The organism is Streptomyces sp. NPDC057617 (assembly GCF_042800555.1).
Classification (GTDB): domain Bacteria; phylum Actinomycetota; class Actinomycetes; order Streptomycetales; family Streptomycetaceae; genus Streptomyces.
This window is the reverse complement of the sequence record NZ_JBHVGV010000002.1, coordinates 287256-305371: the sequence shown is the minus strand read 5'-3', so window position 1 is coordinate 305371 and position 18116 is coordinate 287256. Positions and strand designations below refer to the sequence as shown.

Here is an 18116-nt window from a genome sequence, read left to right as displayed (position 1 = left end):
GCACGGGAACGGATGCAGTCCATCCTCGTTGTGGACGTACGCGGGTACACATGCGCCCCGCGCACGCCTACGCAGCCGCGCGACACGTCGGCACAGGTCTTGGCGTCCGCCCAAACCGAACAGCGTCGGTGGCGCTAGGGTGCCGTGTCGTGCAGGAGACGCGCCTTGACACTGCTCGGATCCGGGCGGCTCGCCGGGTGATCGACCCGGTTTTTCTCGATACTCCGCTGTACCGCTGCGAGGCACTGGAGCCCCACCTCGGGTGCGCGGTGAGCATCAAGCTCGAAACGGCGAACCCGGTCCGCAGCTTCAAGGCCCGCGGCACCGAGGTGGTCGCGAGCCTGCTCGCCGACAAGGGCGCGCGAGCCGTGGTGTGCGCCAGCGCGGGCAACCTCGGCCAGGCCCTCGCCTGGTCCGGTCGCCGCCGGGGGCTCGACGTCACCGTCGTAGCATCCCGCTTCGCGACCGCGGCCAAGCTCGATCGCATCCGCGCGTTGGACGCCAGGCTGGAGCTGGTGGACGGCGACCACGAAACGGCTCGCGAGCGGGCGGCGGCCATCGCGCGTTACGACGGCATCCGGCTGGTCGAAGACAGCCTGGACATCGAGACCTGCGAGGGCGCGGCGACCATCGGCCTGGAACTGGTCGACACCGCACGGTCGTTCGACACCGTCCTGATCGCCCTCGGCGGCGGGGCGCTGGCCACCGGCGTGGGTCATGTGGTGAAGGCCCTGGCGCCCGAAGCCGAGGTGATCTGCGTCCAGCCGCTGGGCGCACCGGCGATGACACACTCGTGGCGCCAACGGCGCGTCGTCACCACCGACTCGACCGACACCATTGCTGACGGCGTCGCCGGCCGGTGTCCCATCCCGGCCGTCCTGGACGACCTCCTCTTGGTCGCAGATGACGCCGTCCTGGTCCAGGAGGCGTCGATCATCGCCGGTATGCGGATGCTCCTCGACCACGCCGGCCTCGTCGTCGAACCGTCGGCCGCACTCGGCATCGCCGCGATCCTCGAAGACCGTGACCGCTTCGCCGACCGGCACGTAGTCACCATCGTCTGCGGCAGCAACGTCGACGTCGACGCCTACCACCGCTGGGTCGGTGCCGCTCCCATCCACAAGTCCTGACAACTGCTCCGGGCTGAGCCTCGCTGTCCGGTACGACGGCGAGGCTCGGCGGGGAGTACGGGGAGGGGTACGGGTACGGGTACGGGTCAGGCGTTCGGGGCGTTCTTGGTGAGGGCGGTGATGAAGGTGGTCCAGGCGGGGGTGGGGATGGTGAGGGCCGGGCCGTCCGGGTTCTTGCTGTCGCGTACGGGGACGAGGCCGGGGACGTTGTCGGCGACCTCCAGGCAGCTTCCGTGGTCGCCGCCGCTGTGAGTGGACTTGCGCCAGCCCGAGGGCGTGCGGATGGTGTCCGCCACCTCAACGCAATCGCCGTTGTCGCCCCCGCTGTGACTGGACTTGTGCCAACCCGTGAGGACAGATGCTGGAACGGTGTCGGCCACCTCGACGCAACTGCCGTGGTCACCACCGCTGTAGCTGGACTTACGCCAGCCAGTGAGGGCCGACGCCTTGGGAATGCGGCTAACTGTCATTTTCGTAATCCTCAGCCACCGATTCGATGAGGGCCAGGGATGCCGCTGGCGGCAACGCGGCGGCCCTCGTCAAATCGTATGCCTGTCGGAGCTGTTGCACGAGGTGCGGATCGTCAAAGAGCACCCCAGAGAGGACACCCTCGATGTACGCCATATCGGGCGCATCATCAAAGCTCATCAGGGTGACCATGCTGCTCATGGCCGCGTGGGCTCCTGCCGAGAACGGGACGACCTGGAGGAGAATCCGGCCTTCGCGCATCAGCCGTGCCAGGTGTCGGAGTTGCTCTGCCATGACAGCCGGACTGCCAACCACCGTCCGCAGAACCGCTTCGCTAAGAATGACCCACATCATGGGTGTGCTGGGGTTGTCCAGAATGCTGCGGCGCAGGCCGCGTTCAGCCACCTGCTCGTCGACCCTCTTCGGGTTCGGGTTGACCTTGAAGCCCCAATACACCGCATGCGCATATGCCGTCGTCTGAAGGATCCCCGGAACCAGCGAGACCGCATACTCGTGGATCGCGGTCGCCAGGCGCTCCGCCTCGGCGGCCTCGCGGAAGTGCTCCGCGTACTTGACCTCTTCGAGAGTCCGCAGCATCCGGTAGAACCGCCCTCCCGTACCAAGGACTTGGTCGATCCGTTTCGCGTCCTCCGGGACGGGCATACGCCGCCCCGCCTCGAAGTGGGCGATCAGTGTGTAGTGGCAGACCACACCGTCAGCGAGCTGAGTCTGGGTCAGTCCGGCGGCCTCGCGGGCGATGCGCAGTTCCTGACCGAAGTGCTTGCGCGGGGACAGGTAGTCCCGCGTCTCGCGCTTGTCCTCGTGCCGCATTTCAACGCTCCTTCTTGACAGGCGACTTGTCGAGCAGTGCCCCCAGTTGGAGCGTACGCACCCACACTTCACTCCGTAATGCATTCATCACAGAAAGCGACATGACACCAAGAACGTCAACCCAGCCCCGGGGAGCCGTACCGCGCGAGCGCGACTGCCCGTACCGCCGTCACTCACCGCTCCTTGCGGTGCCGACTGCGGCCGGGGGCGCGGCGGGAGCCGTTGGCGCCGTCAGGCGGGCCAGGCGATCGTCTGACCTCCGGGATACGCGGTGATCAGGAACCGGTCCAGGCTCGGCGCTCCGTCCTTGCGCCACCGGATCAGATGGTCCTCGATCCGGTCCCACAGCCGCTCGACGCCGCCTTGCCTCACGAACCACCGTCCACCGTCGTTACGCAGGGCCGCCCAGGACGGGCCGCTCACGTCCAACAGGGCATCAACCGTGCCTTCCTCGCCCGTCAACCCGAAGCGTTGAGCGCCGGGGGCGGCGAGCTGCGCGACGAACCGTGCCGTCCAGTCCTCCAGCACATCACCCGCCACGGCGGCTTCCCGCTCCTCGCCTTCGCTCATGTCGGGCAGAACTCCGAGCGGGGGCGGCGTCTGCGGACGAGCGAGCATGAAGGAGATCGCACCCCCGAGCAGTCGTCCTGCCGCCGTACCGTCCTCCCGTACGGTGAGGCGCGCCAGCTCCGAGGAGTAGAGCCAGCCGCCCACTGTGGCGAGGATCTGTCCGCCCGGTTTGACCTGCTCAATCCACTCCCCGGGAATGTTCAGCACCCCGCAGGTGGCGATCAGCCGATCGTACGGAGCACCCGCGGCGTGGCCCTTCAGTCCGTCGCCCACAATGAGGTCGGGGAGGTGGCCCACGTGCCCCAGGGACACTCGGGCACGGCCGGAAACGTCTGAGTCCACCTCGACGGAGGTCACCAGTCCGTCTTCCAGGCGGTGACAGAGCAACGCGGTGGAGTAACCCGTACCTGTGCCGATCTCCAGCACCTTCATACCGTTACCGACGTTCAGTTCCTCCAGCATCCGGACGACGAGGCTGGGCAGAGTGCTCGAACTGGTCGGCTGCCGGTAGATCCGGCCTTCCATATCGGTCGGCACCACGGTCCCGGCGATCTGGGTCACCAACGAGTCATCGGAGTAGCAGGCTCGCAGCCATTCCGGATCCTCCGGACGGACCGGCACCCAGCCCGTACGGCCACCTTCGTCCGTCCGGCGGAAGAATCCGTCACGCAGGAACTCATGACGGGGAATGTCGAGGACGGCTTGACGCCACATCGGGGTTCGCAGGTCGCCGCTGGCCGTGATCTGGTCGGCCAGCGCTTCGCGAAGGTCCTTGTCGGTGGTCATTGCGGACGACGCTCCAGTAGATCGGCCATGGCGGAGACCATGGGCAGCCCGGTGGGCGGCTCCAGCCAGGCCCATTGGCCGGAAGGATTGCATTCGAGAAACCACCATGCACCGTCGCGGTCAATGGCGAAGTCGAATGCGCCGAAGACCAGGCCGAAGTGTGCGAGGTAGCGCTTGAGCGCGGCTTCGATCCCGTCCGGCGGCTGGACGACGCCGTAGGAGTGTTTGGCGTAGTCGGTCCGCCAGTCCAGAAGACCGGAGTCGATGCGGACGGGGAAGACCTGGTCGCCGATGGCCGTAACTCGCACGTCGGCGACCTTGTCAACGAGCCGTTGGAAGAGATGAACGGTGCCGGCCACTCGCTCATCGAGCTGGTCAGCGGTGACCTCGCCGACCTCCACAGTGCAGGACACCCCGTCCACTCGGTACAACGGGGTGGAGAGGGGCTTGTAGACGGCGGGGCCGTGGTCCTTGACGAACTTCTTCGCCGCCATGGGGTCGGAGGTGACCATCGTGTGGGGGATTTTGAAGCCACACTGCACCGCGGCGGCGAGCCCAGAAGGTTTGAACTCGGCGTCCCCGATGCGGTGGGGATGGTTGACGTACAGGCAGCCGGGCAGGGACGCGAGGATGCCACCGAGCCCATAACGGGCCTGCGTGACCGCGAACCGCGCGTCCTGTTCGTTGAGGTGCGGGAAGGCGAATCCGGAAGGACGCCGGTAGTAGAGAGAGCGGACCTGCGAGAGGTCTGCGATCCGGGTCGGAGTGAACAGGGTGCCGCTGATGCCCTCTTCAGTGATCGTGGCTGCGACCGACAAGGTGGCAGGGAAGTCCCCGGAGTCGAGGCGCATGACCGGGACACCCCGGTCATGCAGCTCGTTGATCACCAAGTCGGCCGTAGGGTCGTCAATCATGGTGACGACCAGCACCGGGCCGACGTCGGTCATTGGTCGCTGTCGTTCCCGGTGTCCTGGTCACCGCCACCGGAGCCGCCGGGCCCGGACCCGTCCGACGGGTTGCCGGTGTTGGTGGCCGGGTTGGTGCCGGTGCTGGTGCCGTGTGCGGGCATCTCCATGCCCTGGCCGTCACGGTCGAAGTAGCGGGCGGTCTGCGATGTGGGATCGATCTCGGCCCGCGCGTAGCCGGGGGCCATGGCTGGGTACGGGGCCATCCTCCGGAGTCCCCACGGCACAGGCGTTGCGTGCCCCTGGGGCAGTGGGGAACTGGTCGGGAGTCGATCCGAGTGGTTGAACATGTCGTCCTCCGTGATGGGTTCGACGTGACACGGGACTTGTCGAGCCGTAGCCCCAGTTGGAGCGTACGCATCCGCCTTCCTTTCCGTAATTAATCCATTACAGAAAGCAACGTGACAGAGCAATCGTCAGCCCAGTCCCAGCAGAGCGATCAGCACCCGGACCGCCGACCCGGCTCGGATCAGCCGGGTACATCCATGCGCCGCGTGCCGACCAAAGGCGAATCCCGGGCGCAAGCGGGATCCGGCGCCGTATCTGTCTCAATTTCACATTTAGGTCACCCTGCGCCTCCGCTTACGGTGCGTCAGGGCTGCGTTACCGACTGCCCCAGTCCGATGGAAAGTTCACCGGGTCAAACCCGGGGAAGGAGCACTCCTGGCATGGTCAATGTCCTCAGCAGCGGCGTCTGGACGGGTGTCGACGTGGACGCTTCACAGTTCAGCGGTCTGCAGACCAAGCGCCTCGCCTGGGGCGACGTCGCGGACGACGTGAAGAGCGCTTACGTCTTCGAGGGTGCCTCCACCCAGGTCGCGCTCGACGGCACCCCGAGCGTGATCGGCTCCTTCAAGCACTACAACCACGTGATCCCCATGCCGCCGAACCCGATGTTCACCGCGGAACTCACCATCACCGTGGCCTTCGGGAACAAGGACAGGCGCACCGTCGGCCCGCTGAAATTCCAGCATCACGAGACGCCCAACGTGGGCCCCTCGCAGGAAGACACAGTCGAGCTGGAAGAGGTCAAGTTCGAGCAGGTCGTGCAGGTCGAGGGCCGCTGGTACGACATGCATGTCCAGGGTTTCCTGCAGTTCGGCGAGATCACCAGGCACTTCGTCAGTGTCGAGGACGCGAAGGAGCCCAACGAGGCCGAACTCAGGGCCTCGTTCACCCCCTACCAGGGCCCGGCGTAGCCACATCACGTACAGGCCGTCTCATGCGGTTGGCCGGCGCCGGCGGATGAGAGCGCACGCGATGCTGGTGAAGGCCAGGGAGTCGGTGCCCTTGCGGGCGATGCGGGGTGTGGTGCCGGGACGTTTCCGGATCCCTGCGGTTTCCTGCAAGGGCGTGTCAGGGCAATGCAGCGCCGCGCCGTGAAGACTGCCTGATCCCGGCAGTGAAATGCGGCGCAGTCACGTGCCACGATGCGTTCATGCTCGCGTCCGTTCCCACCGTGTGGCTGTGGCTGATGGCCGCGGCGGCCATCGTGGTCCACTCGTCCGCCATGGCGCTATGGATACCTCTACGGAAGTTCCGGATGGGCTATCCCTTCATCTGGATACTGTGCGGATCCGGCATGCTCGCTGTCGGCCGGGCACAGGGCTTCACACTGGCCTCCATGCTCATCGTGCTTTCGTTCGCCCTCATCGGACTGACGATCGGGATGTTCCCGACCCGCAGGCTGTTCACGATGTGGGCCCACGAGATCGACGAGGGTGTGACACGCGAGAGGTACGACTACCCGCGCTCACACCTCGCGTTCTGCGCCATGTCGGTGGTCGTCATGTCGTTCGCCGCAGTCGTACTGACGACGCTGTGACGCCCGTACCGACGCGGTGACATGCCGCTTCCCATCTCGTGGCCGGTGCCGTACGAGCGGTACGGCGCGCCGCCTGCCACATCAACTGCGGTGGCGGTACTAGCCTGTTGGTTGTAACCGACCGACAGCATCTGCATGGGGGAAGCGGACAGGTGGACGGCGCCGCGCAAGGGAATGGACGGGATGCGGGGCATCCCGCACCCGAGCCCGAGGCGGCTCCTGCACCCCCACCGGCCGCCGCGCCCGGGGCGGGGCGGCCCGGAGCAGCGCGCGAGCACGCGGCGGCGCCCACGGCTGCGGGGGCGCCCGTGCCCGGAGCCGGTCCCGTACCTCCCGGGGCGATCAACGGCGATGTGCATGTCCACCCGCCGTGCCCTGGGTGACTCGCGCGGGGAGGATCGCGTGAGGCACAACCTGGCGGTGGCGCGGGCGCAGGTGCCTGAAATCGTGGTCCAGCTCGACGAGACTCCCGTACCACCGCCCATGTGACGCAGCCCACACCCCCACGAAAACCTGGCCGCCCCGCCGCGCGTCTTGCCGGTGTGGGATCACGCAGGAGAACACTCGCGGCACTCGCGCTCGACGAGCTGGACGAGGAAGGCCTCGTCCGGCTCGTCGCCAAGGGCGACCGCGCCGCGTTCGAGGAGCTGTACCGGCGTACCGCCCCCTGGCTGGCCGTACGGCTGCGGCGGCGGTGCGCGGACGAGCAGATCGTCGCCGAGGTCATGCAGGAGACGTATCTCGCGGTGTGGCGCGCGGCGAGCGCGTTCGCGGGGGCGGCGGTGGGCGGTACGGCCGTCGGGTGGCTGTGGACGATTGCGGCGCGGCGGCTCGTCGACGCGTTCCGGCGGCGGGCGCACCACGCGCGGCTGCCCGAGGCGGTGGCCGGCGGGAGTGTACGTACTACCGCGCCGGCCGCCGAGGACGAGGTGCTGGCGGCGAGTGTCGACGGCGAGGTCGGCGACGCGTTGCGGCGGCTCGCGCCCGAACTGAGCGACGTACTGCGGGCCATGGTGCTCGACGGGCTCACCGTACGGGAGACCGCCGTGCTGCTCGGCCTGCCTGAGGGCACTGTCAAGACCCGCGCCCGCCGGGCACGGCAAGCCATGCGGGAGGCACTTTCATGAGCAATCGCAAGCGTTGGGGCAGGGGTACGGGTACGAGTCCGGCCTCCGGTACGGGTACGGGCCCGGCGCCCGCGCACCATGCCTCCGAGCGGCTCATCTCCCGCTACGCGCACGGCGATTCGGCGATTCCTGACAACGAGGTCTGGGCGCTCGAAGCCCATCTGGAGTCGTGTGCGGTGTGCCGCGCCCGGCTCGCCGACCTCGCGCCGGCCGCCGCTCCTGCCGTAACCGCGCTGGTCGACGGCGTCTGGTCGGAACTGGCGCCCCTGCTGCCCGTGACCGCGCCGATGCCCGCGCGCCGGCGCTGGGCGCTGACGCTGTCGGCCTGGGCGTCGCCGGTGATGGTGCCGTGGGTGTGCATGACGGTCTTCGTCACGCTCTTCGCGGTGTTCCTGGACTGGACGAGCGGACAGCGGATCTCGTTCGTACTGCTCATGGCTCCTGTTCTGCCCGTGCTGGGTGTCGCGGCGGCCTGGGCGCGGGGGCTCGATCCGGCGTACGAACTCACCATGGCGACACCGCGCGCCGGGCTCCCGCTGGTGCTCCGGCGCACGACCTCCGTGCTGGTCGTGGTGATCTCGCTGCTGGGGGTGGCGGGGTGGATCACCGGTACGACGGTCGCCCAATGGCTGCTGCCCTGCCTGGCGTTCACGACGGGGACGCTCGCGTTCGGCGGGCTGGTCGGGGTGACCCGGGCGGCGGCCGGGCTGGTGGGGGTGTGGGCGGCGGTGATCGTGGCGCCGACGGTGGCGGCGAGCGGTACACCGGTCCTGCTCCGGACGGAGGCGCTGCCGGTGTGGGGGGCGGTGCTGGTGCTGGGGGCGGCGGTGGTGTTCGCGCGGAGGGGGGCGTACGCGGTGGTGGGGGCGCGCCGCTGAGGCCGGGCGCCGACGCCCCGGCGCCGACATTTCCGTACGGCCGTGAACCGAACCCAACCGAACCGTACGCACGCACACGCACACACGTACTCACGCGTGCAGGCACGCATGCGCTCACACACGCACGTACCCACGCACATACACACGCACTCGAAACGAAAGGCCATCAACGATGACCGAGGAAGTGACCACATGATGCGCGCTGTGACGGCGGCCGAAGTGGCGCCCACCCCCTACGCCTGGGAGATCCACGCCGAAGGACTGAAGGTACGGGCCGGGGCCCATACCATGGCCGTCGACGGCCTGGACCTGGCCCTCGGCACCGGCGTGCACGGTCTGCTCGGCCCCAACGGCGCCGGGAAGACGACCCTGATCCGCGCGCTCGCCACCGTACTGCGGCCGGCCGCCGGGTCGCTGGAGTTGCTCGGCGCTCCTGCCGGGGCGCACGGCGGGCGGCGGGAACTGCGGCGGCGGATCGGCTATCTGCCACAGGAGTTCGGGTACTACCGGCGGTTCACCGTACGGGAGTTCGTCGAGTACATGGCGTGGCTCAAGGAGGTTCCGGCGGCGCGGATACCGGGCGCGGTGCAGCAGGCGGTCGAGCGCGTGGGGCTCGCCGACCGGGCTGACGCGCGGATGAAGACGCTGTCGGGCGGGATGGTGCGGCGGGCGGGGATCGCGCAGGCGATCGTCAACGACCCGCGGATCCTGCTGCTCGACGAGCCGACGGCGGGTCTCGACCCGGCGCAGCGGCTGCGGTTCCGCGAACTGCTCCACCAACTCGGCGCAGACGCGTGTGTCGTGGTGTCCACGCATCTCGTCGAGGACGTCGCGGCGGCGTGTACGGATGTGACGCTCATGGCCGACGGACGGACGGTGTTCAGCGGGACGCCGGGCCAACTGGCGGACGCGGGCGGGCCGGAGGACCCGGGGGACAGTCCGATCGAACGGGGGTACGCGGCGCTGCTGATGCGGCCGGAGCGGGGCAGGGGCGGTGCCTGGTGAAACCGGCACACGAGGCGGACGGGGCCCGGGACACGGCCAGGACGCGGGACACGGAAGGGACTCGGGGGGCGGACAGGATGCGGGATACGGAAGGGGCGCGAGGCATGGAAGGGACGTGGGAGGCGGACGGGACACGTGGGGTCGGGGCGGCACGCGAGGCGGGTGCGGACGGCCGACCCGCGGGCCAGGCGCCCGACGGCCAGGCGCCCGACGGCCAGAACCCCCAGGGCCCGGTCCCGAAAGCCCGGCCCAAGAACCCGGGCCGGGGCCGGGGCCGGATCCTGCGGATCGAACTCCGGCGCTCCACCGGCCTGTGGACGGGGCTGCTGCTCCTGCTCGGCTCGGTCGCGCTGCTCCAGTTGTTCAGCAAGGGGCCGTGGGGAGCGGGCGCCGAGGCATGGACCGAGCAGTGGACGTCCGCCGCCTGGTGGGAGCGGTATCTCATGGTGTTCCTGTGGCCGTCGGCCATGGCGGCCGGGGCCGTACAGGGGCTGCGGGACCGCCGTTCCCGTATGACGGAACTCCTCGCCACCACCCCGCGTCCGCCCTGGCAGCGCGCGGCCTGGACCGCCGCCGCGCTGGGGCTGGCCCTCGCCACCGCCTATCTGCTGGTGTTCCTCTACGGAGGGGTCCAGGTGATCGGCAACGACGGGTACGCGCATCTCCGCTGGCTGCCGATCGTGGCGGTCGGGGCGCTGGCGCTGGTCGCGGCGGCCTGGCTGGGGATGGGGATCGCGAGGACCGTACCGTCCGCGCTGACGCCGCCCGCACTGGCGATCACGACGCTGATGTCGGTCGTACTCGTTCATGACGCGGTCACCAAGGACCTGTTCCCGAACCGGATCGTGCTGCTGTCGCCGTCGCTGGCCGAGGTGCACAGCACGTTCCTGACGGTGGCGTGGCGGGTCAACGCCGGGCAGACGGTGTGGCTGCTGGGCCTGGCGGGGACGGGGTTCCTGCTGCTGATGGCGGGACGGGCGCGGGCGCGGCTGCTGGCGCTGGTGCCGCTGGTGGTGGGTGCGGCGGTGGGAGTGCCGCTGCTGCCGGCCTCGCACGACCGCGACTACGTCATCGACGAGGCGGCGACGGCGCTGGTGTGCGAGGGGCGGGTGTGTGTGACGCGGACGCACGAACGGGAACTGGCCGCGCTCGCCGGGCCCGAGGGCCCTGGGGAGGAGGCACTGCGGCTGCTGGCCGGGCTGCCGGACCCGCCGTCCGCGGTGCGCGAGACGGTCCCCGCGTGGCCGCTCGGCACGTGGCGGCCGCAGGCGCCGCCGCAGCCCGCCGGTTTCGTCCCCGTCGACTTCGAGGCGCAGGCGCTCAGCGGCGCCACGAGGGACGAGACTCTCCGCGCGGTGCTGGCGGGTGCCGGTACGGGGCCGTGCGTTGTCCCGCTCAGGACCTACCCGACGGAGGAGGAGCGCAAGGTGTACGACCCGGAGAAGGCGGTACGGGAACTCGCCGCCCGTACGGTCGCCGCGGCCTGGTTCACGGGTGACCTGAAGCCCCTCCCCGGCGCGGGCGACCAACGCGCGGCAGCGGACGCCTTGGCCGGCCCGGCCTGGACGGCGCTGCGCGCGCTGCCGGCCGACGAGCAGCGGGAGCGCGTCGCGGCACTGCGGACGGCATCGCTGGCCTGCGAGGGTGACCTGCTGACGATCCTGAGGAACGGCGCGCGAGGGTGAGAGACGAGACAACGGAGGACCGGCCGGGGCCCGGGGAGGGCCGGAGGCCCGACAACACCGGGCCCGCGGCCGGGCGGCGGGCACCCGGCGGGCCCTCGGGGTCCGGGACCGGATTCACGCCTAACAGCGCCGGGCCATCCTCGGCCGGGCCCCAGGCCACCGGCGAGCACCCGGGATTGGGCGATGTCCAACCTTCGGCCGGAGCACGGATACCGGCCGAAGAACGGACGCCGGTCGGCGAACGGACACCGAGCGGGGAGCGGACACCGGGCGGCGAGCGGACACCGGCCAGCGAACGGACACCGGGCGGCGAGCGGACACCGGCCGAAGCACGGATACCGGCTGGCGAACAGTCACCGGCCGAAGCACGCACACCGACCGAAGCACGGTCACCAGGCCTGGACCGAGCCGGGGACAGCGATCCGGCCGCGGGCGGACGGCCTGCCTCTGCCGGGCAACCGGCACGGGACAGCGCCGGCAGGGCGTCGGCGCCGCCCGTACGACCGAGGCCCGCCGGGCCGCGGCTCCTGGCCCCGGCCCTGGGGGCGGCAGCCGTAAGCCAGGATTCGGGCGCTTTCAAGCGGCCCGGTCCGGGTCGCTGGCTACGCCTGTACGCGCGTTCGCGGCTGATCCCCGGGTCCCTGCTCGCCGTACTCCTCAGCGCCTGTGCCATATGGGCAGTTGTCCCAGGCGGGGCGGCCGGGGATCCCCGGATGGGGGCCCTGCTGCTCACCGCCGTTGTGGCGGTCGGGGCGGTGGGGCTCAGCGGTCAGGATCCCGCGCTCGACCGGACGGCCGCGATTCGGTGGGGGCTTCGGCGGGCCGCGCATGTCGTCGGGATCGGCGCGGTCGGTGCGGGGGTTCTGCTGGTGCTCGCCGCGTTGTCGGTGCTGGAGGCGCCGGGCGGCGGGGAGTTGTCGGTGGGGTACGCCGTACGGAACAGTGCGGGGCTGGCGGGGCTCGCCGCGGGCGCGGCGGCGGTGTGGGGCGGACGGCATGCCTGGATGGCGCCGTTCGGCTGGTGCCTGGCGGCGTTCTTCGTACCGTCCTCCGGGGACCTGCCCGCCCGGATCGGAACCTGGCTGCTCCAGCCGGCGGACACCGCCGCCGCCACCTGGACCTCGGCCGTACTCACCGTTGGCGGCGGGCTGCTGTACGCCCTTGCCGGGTCGCGCCGCTGACGGCCCGTCGAGCGGCAGGCTGAGCACCGGTCGAGCGCGCGTCCGGTACTCCAACGCCACCACCGTTCACCCTGCCGACACCCGCACGTTCACCGAAAGTCGCCCCGGCGGTGCGGAAAAGATGAGTGGATACGCACGGCCTTCTGTGCCCTCGCATCAGTGTCCGTCCGCCTCACCTGGAGACCGTATGACCGGCTCATCCCGTACGCAGTCCCCGTCCCGGGCCCGTGCCGCGCTGCGCGGGGCAGGCGCCGGGCTCGCCGTGGGCGCGCTCGCGCTCGGTGGGGTCGTCGTGGACGGCGGCCCGGCCGGCGCGGTCGCGAAGCCGAACTGCGCCGTCGCCAAGAACGCAACCAAGAACTCCACCAACGCCGCCAACGCCGCCAACGCCACCAACGCCGCCAAGGGCGCAGCCACGAACGCCGCCCTCTGCGCCCAGCCCGGCGATCTGCTCGATGTGACGCTGGATCAGCTCATCCCCACCCAGCCCGCCATCGGCTTCGACCAGATCTACTACAAGCTCGGCCGCTACAGCAGCCCCAAGGACGAGCAGAACGGCGACTTCAACAAGCGCTTCGACGACTGGTGCGAGACCAACGGGCAGGAGGAGGCGGACACCGTCGAACCGGGCGCCCGTCTCTCCGACCCGTCGAGCTTCACCTGCACCGTCCCGCTCGGCGAGGAGACCGACGAGACGCGCGCCCAGATGAAGACCGTCGTCATCGGCCCCGGCGGCAAGCTCTATCTGACCGACGGGCACCACACCCTGACGTCGTTCCTGGAGACCCCCGACGGCGGCCCCGCCATGCACATCCGGCTGCGCGTCACCGGCAATCTCAGCGACCTCTCCCCCGCCGCCTTCTGGCAGACCATGCAGGACCGGAAGTGGGTCTGGCTGCGCGACGAGAACAACCGCCCCATCACCGTCGACCAGCTCCCCAAGCGCCTCGGCCTCGCCAACTTCCATGACGACCGCTACCGCAGCCTCGTCTACTTCACGCGCGACATCGGCTACCAGGCGCCCGCCGACGCGGCCGAGTACCTGGAGTTCCTCTGGGGCACCTGGCTGCGGGACCGCGTGGACCTCGGTACGTACGACCTGAGCAGCCCCGCGCCCTACCTGGCCGCCGTCCGCAAGGCCTCCGAGGCCATGTCGGCGACCCCCGGCGACACCGTCATCGCCGACGGCCGCACCGCCGACGAGCTGGGCCGGATGGCCGAGTGGAACAACGGGAAGAAGCCGACCGGCGGCGAGTTCGGGAAGCTCAGCGCGCCGATCTCCGACGACAAGCCCGGCAAGCTCGCATACGCGCTGGACTTCCGGAGCCGCGTTCCGGCCTCGCCGGCCTGTACGAACACACTGACCGGCACCCACACCGGCCCGCTGGTCATCTCCGCCGGAGTCACCTGTCTCGACGGCACCCGGGTCACCGGGCCGGTCGTGGTCCGCGCGGGCGCCGGGCTGGTCGCGAAGGGCGCGGACATCACGGGTCCGGTGCAGGCGGTGGGCGCGCGGGTCGTCGAACTGTGCGGGATATCGCTGACCGGGCCGCTGTCCGTCGTCAACACGAAGGAACGGCTGACGCTGTCGGGCCCCGGCTGCACCCCGAACACGCTGAACGGGCCGGTCCAGCTCGTGGGCAACGCCTCGTAGCCTGCGCCTCCGTGCCTCCGTAAGACAGCCGTTCGCGACGCGGCGGCTCGTACGTCCGTAACACCGCGGCTCGTACGAAGGCAGCCACTCGCGACCTCACGACGCTGCGGGCCGTACGCCCGTAATGCCGCAGGCCGTACGTCCGTACCGCCCCCGGTCGTACCCCCGTACCGCCGCCCGCGCGGAAAACAGCCGGGCCGCCTCCGCGCGGCCCGGCTACACTCGACGGCATGTTCGCGCACTACTACTTCCTGTGATTCCGGACCTGCTCCCCAGGTCCCCCGGAATCCAGCCCTGACCCGACGCGGCCCGCGCACAGACGGGTGCCCGCGCGGTCAGGGCATGTCACCTGACAGGAAGTAGCAATGCGCGAGCGCGCCCAATTGGCGATGAAGGATGTTTCCAAGGCGTACGGCGACCGGTCGGTCCTCGACCTGGTGTCGCTGACCGTACGCCCCGGCGAGAAGGCCGGAGTCATCGGGGAGAACGGCTCCGGCAAGTCGACCCTGCTGCGGCTGCTGGCCGGGGCCGAGCGCCCTGACGGCGGTGAGATCACCGTCCGTTTCCCCGGCGGTGTCGGCCATCTCGCCCAGACTCTCGACGAGACCCTCGGCCTCGGTCCGGCCCACACCGTCCAGGACGCCGTCGACGCGGCCCTCGCCGAACTGCGCGAGCTGGAGCGGCGGCTGCGCGCGGCCGAGGCGGCGCTCGGCGAGGCCGGGGACGCCGAACTGGCCGCGTACGGTGAGCTGTTGACGGTGTACGAGGAGCGCGGCGGCTATCAGGCCGACGCCCGGGTCGATGCCGCGCTGCACGGTCTCGGGCTCGCCCGGATCGGCCGCGGCCGGCTGCTCCGGTCGCTCTCCGGCGGGGAGCAGTCCCGGCTCGCGCTGGCCTGCGTACTGGCGTCGGCGCCCGAACTGCTGCTGCTCGACGAGCCCACCAACCATCTCGACCTCCAGGCCACCACCTGGCTGGAGGACCACCTCAGGGCGCACCGCGGGACGGTGGTGGCGGTCACCCACGACCGGGCGTTCCTGGAGCGGATCGCGACGACGATCCTTGAGGTGGACCGGGATACGCGGGCGGTGACGCGGTACGGCGACGGCTGGCGCGGCTACCGTACGGCGAAGGCGGCGGCCCGCAACCGGTGGCGGCTGGACCACCTGGAGTGGGTGGCCGAGGTGGCCCGTACGGAGGAGCTGGTCGCGGCGGCCGGGCAACGGCTGGCGAGCACGGGCAAGGACCCCCGCCAGGGCTTCGGCAAACACCGCCGCTCGCACGAGACGAAGCTGTCGGGCCAGGTGAGGGCGGCGAGGGAGCGACTGTGGCGGCTGCGGCAGGAGCCGGTCCCGGCACCACCGGAGCCGCTGAGGTTCCGGCCGACGCTGGCCGGTCCCGAACAGGGCGAGGCGGACGACCTCGCGGCCGGACTGGACGATGTCGTCGTCGGTGACCGGCTACGGGTCGCTCACCTGCGGGTACGGTCCGGCGAACGGGTCCTGGTGACCGGCGCGAACGGGGCGGGCAAGAGCACGCTTCTGCGGGTGCTGGCCGGGGAGCTGCGGCCGGACAGCGGTTCCGTACTGCGGCCCGTGCCCACCGGCTACCTGGCGCAGGAACTCCCCGCCGTATCCTCCCGGTTGCCCCTGCTCTCCGCCTTCGCGGCGGGCCGCCCCGGCATGCCCGAGGACCACGCGGACGACCTGCTGGCCCTCGGCCTGTTCCGCGACGACGACCTGCCCGTCCCGGTCGCCGCCCTCTCGGTCGGCCAGCGCCGCAGACTGGAACTGGCCCGCCTGGTAACCCGCCCCGCCGCCCTCCTGATCCTCGACGAGCCGACGAACCACCTCGCACTCAGCCTGGTCGAGGAACTGGAGAAGGCACTGCGCACATACGAGGGCGCGGTGGTAGTGGTCTCCCACGACCGCCGCTTCCGCACGGGCTTCCCGGGCAGAAGGCTGGAGTTGGACGGTGGTCGGGTCGTACGGGAAGGAGCCCCGGCAAAGCAGCGGTGAAAACTTGCAGAGTCCTCTCTGCAGAGAATCCTATGCAGAGAGGACTCTGCAACATACGCTGCCGGCATGTCCGACGAAACCGAGCGCACACCACGGCCCGCCAAGCCCGTCCGGCGCATCGATGCGCGCAGCCTGCGGGGGCTGGCCCATCCGCTGCGGATGAACATCTTTGAACTGCTCAGTCTGGACGGCCCCGCCACCGCCACCGGGCTCGCCGAACGCCTCGGGGAGAACACCGGCACCATCAGTTGGCACTTGCGCCACCTCGCCGAGCACGGCTTCATCGAGGAGGAGACCGGACGGGGCACGAAACGCGAGCGCTGGTGGAGAAGGGTCGGCGTCACGAATGAGCTGAACACCGCCGATTTCCGCGACGATCCCGACACCCGGGGCGCGCTGTCGGTCTACCTGCACCAACTGGTGCAGCAGTACTTCAGCCGGGTCGTGAACTACATCAGCGAGGACTGGGACGACAGGTGGCGGAGCGCCGGCACCGTCTCGGACTGGAGTGACCTGCGGATGACCCCCAATCAGCTGGAGGCGCTCAACGCGGAGCTGATGGCTGTGATCGCCCGCCACACCCCTGCGCCGGACGCCGAGCCCGCCCCGGACGCGCTCCCTGTCGTCGTGCAGCTCCAGTCCTTCCCCCGCAAGGAACGCGGCACCGCGTGAACCATGGCATACGCGGTGGCCTCCTGCGCCGCCACCGCGATTTCCGCCTGCTCTGGTGCGGCGAGACCGCCGGCAAGTTCGGCGCGTCCGTCACCGGGGTGACGATGCCGCTGGTTGCCGTCTCGACCTTGCACGCCGGCACGTTCGAGGTCGGCCTGCTGAGCGCCGCCACCTGGGCCCCTTGGCTGATCATCGGTCTCCCGGTCGGGGTCTGGGTGGACCGGCTACGGCGCAGACCGATCATGCTGACCGCTGCCGCGGTCTCCCTCTCACTCTTCGCCGCCGTCCCGGTCGCCGCATGGTCCGGCTGGTTGAGTGTCGGACTACTGCTGGCCGTCGCCCTGCTGACGGGTACGGCAGCGGTGTTCTTCCAGACCGCCTACAGCGCCTATCTTCCCAGCCTTCTCGAACCCGATGACCAGCCCGAGGGCAACGCCAAACTGCACGGCAGCGCGTCCGCCGCGCAGATTGCCGGGCTCGGTGGTGGCGGCCTGATCGCACAGTTGGCAGGTGCGGTGAACGGAATGTTCGCCAACGCCGCGACATTCCTCGTCTCCCTGCTCTGCCTCACAGGCATCCGGCACCGCGAGCCACGCGTCACCAGAACCGGACATCGCTCCCCATCACTGGTCAGCGAAGTCCGCGAAGGCCTGCGGCTGATCGCCGACGACCCCTGGTTCCGTACGCTCACACTCTTCGGAGCCGCCTCCAACCTGGCCCTGATGGGATACCAGTCGATCCAGGTGGTCTTCCTGGTCCGGAGCGTCGGCCTGACCCCGGGGACGGTCGGCGCGCTCATCGCGGCTACCAGTGCAGGAGGCGTTGCCGGGGCATTCGCCGCACGCCGGGTCGCCCACCGGATCGGCACGGCCCGCGCGACACTGCTGTTCGAACTGGGACTTCCCATGCTCGCTCTGCTCATCCCGCTGACCGTCGGCGGAGCCGGGATCCTGCTCTTCGCGGCAGGCGGCTTCAGCGTCTCCGCGGGCGTCGTGGCCGGCAACATCATCAAGGCGAGCTTCCAGCAACGCTACTGCCCGCCGGATCTCCTCGGTCGCCTCACCGCAAGCACAGCATTCCTCAGCTACGGAACGATCCCCGTCGGAGCACTGCTCGGCGGCGCGCTCGGAACCGCACTCGGCCTCCGCACCGCCATGGCCGTCACGACTGCGGGGGTCCCGCTCGCCGCGCTGATCCTGCTCTTCTCCCCGATCCGGCGCTCCCGAGACCTGCCGACGTCCCGCCGGCCAGCGGGCAGTTCCAAACTCCCGCTGCATTCTGACGGCGAGCCGGCCCCACCTCGTCATTGACCACGACCGCA

18 protein-coding genes are annotated in these 18116 nt (G+C 70.3%); 13 read left to right on the top strand and 5 right to left on the bottom strand.

Features of this window, described 5'->3' with window-relative positions; genetic code table 11:
- The first annotated feature begins 149 nt into the window (after positions 1-149).
- The gene (locus tag ACFU9P_RS06795; protein WP_384078084.1) at positions 150-1130 is read left to right on the top strand and encodes a threonine/serine dehydratase; all 981 of its coding nucleotides are present in this window, start codon (positions 150-152) and stop codon (positions 1128-1130) included.
- 86 nt (positions 1131-1216) lie between these two features.
- Here the strand turns inward: ACFU9P_RS06795 and ACFU9P_RS06790 are convergent, their stop codons facing one another.
- From ACFU9P_RS06790 to tgmA, 5 genes are all read right to left on the bottom strand, one after another.
- Positions 1217-1600: a DUF397 domain-containing protein gene (locus ACFU9P_RS06790; RefSeq protein ID WP_384078083.1), complete on the bottom strand. Its 384-nt coding sequence runs from the start codon at positions 1598-1600 to the stop codon at positions 1217-1219.
- Entirely contained in the window at positions 1590-2429 is an 840-nt protein-coding gene (locus ACFU9P_RS06785; RefSeq protein WP_384078082.1) for a Scr1 family TA system antitoxin-like transcriptional regulator, read from the bottom strand. The genes ACFU9P_RS06790 and ACFU9P_RS06785 overlap by 11 nt, the downstream gene beginning before the upstream one ends.
- A gap of 231 nt (positions 2430-2660) precedes the next feature.
- Entirely contained in the window at positions 2661-3785 is a 1125-nt protein-coding gene (tgmC, locus tag ACFU9P_RS06780) for an ATP-grasp peptide maturase system methyltransferase (RefSeq protein WP_384078081.1), read from the bottom strand.
- On the bottom strand, positions 3782-4732 hold the full coding sequence (gene tgmB / locus ACFU9P_RS06775; protein WP_376378610.1) for an ATP-grasp ribosomal peptide maturase: 951 nt from the start codon (positions 4730-4732) through the stop codon (positions 3782-3784). Before tgmB ends, tgmC begins: the two co-directional genes overlap by 4 nt.
- Positions 4729-5040 carry a putative ATP-grasp-modified RiPP gene (tgmA, locus tag ACFU9P_RS06770; RefSeq protein WP_376378613.1) on the bottom strand — a complete coding sequence of 104 codons (312 nt, stop codon included), beginning with the start codon at positions 5038-5040 and terminating at the stop codon, positions 4729-4731. Before tgmA ends, tgmB begins: the two co-directional genes overlap by 4 nt.
- 378 nt (positions 5041-5418) lie before the next feature.
- Between tgmA and ACFU9P_RS06765 the strand changes: the two genes are divergently transcribed.
- The 12 genes from ACFU9P_RS06765 (at position 5419) to ACFU9P_RS06710 (ending at position 18105) form a co-directional block, all read left to right on the top strand.
- Positions 5419-5949, top strand: coding sequence for a choice-of-anchor K domain-containing protein (locus ACFU9P_RS06765; RefSeq protein ID WP_384078080.1), 531 nt, complete (start codon positions 5419-5421; stop codon positions 5947-5949).
- Positions 5950-6188: 239 nt separating this feature from the next.
- Positions 6189-6575, top strand: a complete 387-nt coding sequence (locus ACFU9P_RS06760) for a hypothetical protein (RefSeq protein WP_384078079.1) — start codon at positions 6189-6191, stop codon at positions 6573-6575.
- A 357-nt stretch (positions 6576-6932) separates the two neighbouring features.
- A complete protein-coding gene (locus ACFU9P_RS06755) occupies positions 6933-7064 on the top strand; it encodes a hypothetical protein (RefSeq protein WP_384078078.1) in 132 nt (43 codons plus the stop codon).
- A gap of 98 nt (positions 7065-7162) precedes the next feature.
- Positions 7163-7702 (top strand): RNA polymerase sigma factor, encoded by a 540-nt coding sequence (locus ACFU9P_RS06750; protein WP_376378788.1) that lies wholly within the window; start codon positions 7163-7165, stop codon positions 7700-7702.
- On the top strand, positions 7699-8580 hold the full coding sequence (locus ACFU9P_RS06745; protein WP_384078077.1) for a zf-HC2 domain-containing protein: 882 nt from the start codon (positions 7699-7701) through the stop codon (positions 8578-8580). Before ACFU9P_RS06750 ends, ACFU9P_RS06745 begins: the two co-directional genes overlap by 4 nt.
- Positions 8581-8772: 192 nt before the next feature.
- Positions 8773-9585: an ABC transporter ATP-binding protein gene (locus ACFU9P_RS06740; RefSeq protein WP_384078076.1), complete on the top strand. Its 813-nt coding sequence runs from the start codon at positions 8773-8775 to the stop codon at positions 9583-9585.
- 104 nt (positions 9586-9689) lie between these two features.
- Entirely contained in the window at positions 9690-11270 is a 1581-nt protein-coding gene (locus ACFU9P_RS06735; RefSeq protein ID WP_384078075.1) for a hypothetical protein, read from the top strand.
- 713 nt (positions 11271-11983) lie between these two features.
- Positions 11984-12451, top strand: coding sequence for a hypothetical protein (locus ACFU9P_RS06730; RefSeq protein ID WP_384078074.1), 468 nt, complete (start codon positions 11984-11986; stop codon positions 12449-12451).
- A gap of 187 nt (positions 12452-12638) precedes the next feature.
- On the top strand, positions 12639-14105 hold the full coding sequence (locus tag ACFU9P_RS06725; protein WP_384078073.1) for a ParB/Srx family N-terminal domain-containing protein: 1467 nt from the start codon (positions 12639-12641) through the stop codon (positions 14103-14105).
- A gap of 365 nt (positions 14106-14470) precedes the next feature.
- Positions 14471-16123 carry a ribosomal protection-like ABC-F family protein gene (gene abc-f / locus ACFU9P_RS06720; protein ID WP_384078072.1) on the top strand — a complete coding sequence of 551 codons (1653 nt, stop codon included), beginning with the start codon at positions 14471-14473 and terminating at the stop codon, positions 16121-16123.
- Positions 16124-16189: 66 nt separating this feature from the next.
- Positions 16190-16795, top strand: coding sequence for an ArsR/SmtB family transcription factor (locus tag ACFU9P_RS06715; RefSeq protein ID WP_384078071.1), 606 nt, complete (start codon positions 16190-16192; stop codon positions 16793-16795).
- Positions 16792-18105, top strand: coding sequence for an MFS transporter (locus ACFU9P_RS06710; protein WP_384078070.1), 1314 nt, complete (start codon positions 16792-16794; stop codon positions 18103-18105). Before ACFU9P_RS06715 ends, ACFU9P_RS06710 begins: the two co-directional genes overlap by 4 nt.
- The last annotated feature ends 11 nt before the right edge of the window (positions 18106-18116 follow it).